This is a genomic window from Streptomyces virginiae (assembly GCF_000720455.1).
GTDB lineage: Bacteria > Actinomycetota > Actinomycetes > Streptomycetales > Streptomycetaceae > Streptomyces > Streptomyces virginiae.
Genome location: NZ_JOAK01000078.1, coordinates 1 through 2,538 on the forward strand (window position 1 = coordinate 1; position 2,538 = coordinate 2,538).

The following is a 2,538-nucleotide window of genomic DNA, read 5'->3' on the forward strand; positions in this document are numbered from 1 at the left end:
GGGCAGGGCAGAGGCAGGGCAGGGCGGCGCGGCAGAAGCCGGGGGCCGGGGGCTGGGGGTTGGGGTGGGGTCCGCGGGGCTGGGGGTGGTTACCAGGAGCGGCGGAAGTTCACATAGCCGCCGTCGCGGTCGAACCAGCCGCGGAAGGCCCAGTTGATCCAGCCGCCGTCGCCGTGGTTGGTGAACTGGCCCGACTCGAAGACCAGCACCCGGTAGGTGCCGTGGATGCCGCTGACCTTGGCGTCGTAGACCACGCCGTGGAGGTTGGGGGTGTAGCTGTTGGCGTTGTTGATGACCATCACGTTGTAGCGCTGGCCCGACTCGTAGAAGGCGCCTTCCATCAGGGACTTCACGTAGCCGGAGCGGTTCTGCTTGCGTTCGATGGCCTCGGTGACGATGTTGAAGATCTTCTGGGTGATGTCGAGGACGGCGGAGGCGACGTCGACCTTCCCCGCGAGGGCGCCCGCCTCGCCCGGAGCGACTGTCTGTACCGCGGCCGGGCCGGCCGGGGCGGGTGTCTGGGCGGCGTAGGAGGCGGTGGAGGGCAGCAGAACCCCCGCGGCGGCGACCGAGCTGACGATCATGACAGCGACACGCTTACGGCTGATACGCATATCTTTACTCCTCAAAGGGATCTAACGGACATTCGGTGGCTGTGAGGGCCCTGCGGCCCGTCGGGGACCGCGAGCAGGGTGCGAAGCGGGGTGCGAAGCGGGATGCGGGGGCCTGGTGCGGGAGCGGGCCCGGAGTGGGTCGGGGTCGGGGCTGGTGGCGGGCCCGTCGGGGCAGGGCTGGTTGCGGGCCGTGGGCAGGCCGGAGTGGGCCGTGTGTGGGCCGGGAGGCGCATGCCGGGTGAATGCGGGGGCTGTGAATGCTGCGACCCCGGAACAGGATTTCCGGTGGCGTACGGCCGGTGCTGTCGGCCGGTGGCCGGAAAGGAAAGGATCGGGCCTATTTCAGGCCGAACCCATTCGGCCGACTCCTCCGCCGCCCCGGATTGCTGATTTACTGAAAGCGCTCTCGGTCATCCGGGGGCGGGGAGGGTATTTGCCGTCACCAGGAAGTGGTGAGATGGGCGGCCGCGTCGTTGTGCGGCGGCCCCCCGCCGCCGGCGCGGCGGGGGGCCGGGGAGGGGGAGGGGTCGGTGATCCGCCGGTGCAGCAGGACGGCCAGGCATCCGGCGCAGACCAGCGAGAGGGCCTGCCACCAGGGAAGACCGGCTTCCCTGGGGTGGGGAGGGGGGTTCGGCATCGGGTTCTTCCAGTGACTTTCGCGCGAGGGTGGAACCTGGCGGCGCCTGATCGGCTCTAGAGGAGCGGAGGGCAGTGGGTCGCGGGGTTGGTCCACTCGGTGTCCCCGGGGCGGCCCTCGCACGGAGCGGAAGTGAGCGCGGAAGCCGGACCGGATCCGGAGTCGGACGCCGCGCCGTAAACGATGCTGCCCGCAATACCCGCGGCCAGCGCCGCCGCACAGAGGAACCGAGTGAACTTCATGCTGTTCTCCTGAGAAAGTGAATTCCGATCTGATTCCTGCCGGGTTTTTCTTTCCGGTGACACAAGAATCTCCGGCGGGGAACTCGGGGTCCAGCGGGCACGGGCCTCAGCAAGGTGCGTGGCACGAAAGGGAGGGGTGCAAAACATGGACAGAACCACCGATACCGAGGCATCCGCAGAGGCGGCACCGGCAGCGTTACCACCCCCAACAGCCCCCGACCCGGACCCGGTTCCCAACCCGGCCCCGTCTCCCGGCCCGGCCGCGGACCGGGGCCCGGCTCCCGCCCCGGCCTCCGGCTCATCCCCGGCTGCGGATCCGGTCCCGGCCCCAGACCCCGACCCGCCCGCGTCCCCCGGCCCGGCTCCCGCCCCGGCCTCCGGCTCAGCTCCGGCTTCCGCTCCGGGCGCGGCTCCCGGCCCGGCCCGGGGCTCCATCCCGGCCTCGGCCTCCGCCCTGGCTGCGGCTCCCGGCCCGGTCGCCGGTTCAGCCCTGGTTCCCGGTCCGGTTGCGGATTCAGCAGCTCTGGCTCCGCGTCCCGACCCGGCCTCCGACTCAGCCTCGGCTCCCGCCCTGGTCGCGGTCCCGCTCCCCGCCCCGGTTCCCGACCCGTCCCTAGCCCCCGACCCGGCCGCAGGCCCGGCTGCGGATCCAGCTCCGGCTCTGGCCCACGGCCCGGCTCCCGACCGGGCTTCCGCCCCGGCCCCGGCTTCCACCCCGGTCTCGGCCTCCGCCCTGGCTGTGGCTCCCGGTCCGGCCCCAGACCCGGCCTCCGCCCTGGCTGCGGCTCCCGGTCCGGCCCCAGACCCGGCTTCCGCCCCGGTCACGGCACCCGCCCCGGCCCCGGCCCCCGGTCCGGCTACGGATTCAACTCCAGCTCTGACTCCGCCTCCCGCCCCGGCCTCCGGCCCCGCCCCGGCCTCCGGCCCAGCCCCGGCCTCCGTCCCGGCTCCGCCTCCCGCCCCGGCCGCGGCACCGGCTCCCGGTCCGGCTGCGGTTCCAGCTCCGGCTTCCGGCTTAGCCCCGGTCCTCGCCCCGCCCCCCGCC

At 73.2% G+C, this 2,538-nt stretch carries 3 protein-coding genes; all 3 read right to left on the reverse strand.

Features of this window, described 5'->3' with window-relative positions:
• Positions 1-89: 89 nt before the first annotated feature.
• Entirely contained in the window at positions 90-614 is a 525-nt protein-coding gene (locus tag IG86_RS45245) for a hypothetical protein (RefSeq protein ID WP_030834252.1), read from the reverse strand.
• Positions 615-1,053: 439 nt separating this feature from the next.
• Positions 1,054-1,251 (reverse strand): hypothetical protein, encoded by a 198-nt coding sequence (locus tag IG86_RS0138000; RefSeq protein WP_030903125.1) that lies wholly within the window; start codon positions 1,249-1,251, stop codon positions 1,054-1,056.
• Between the two features lie 56 nt (positions 1,252-1,307).
• Complete coding sequence (locus IG86_RS0138005; protein ID WP_030903128.1) at positions 1,308-1,493, reverse strand: hypothetical protein; 186 nt, start codon at positions 1,491-1,493, stop codon at positions 1,308-1,310.
• Between the last annotated feature and the right edge of the window lie 1,045 nt (positions 1,494-2,538).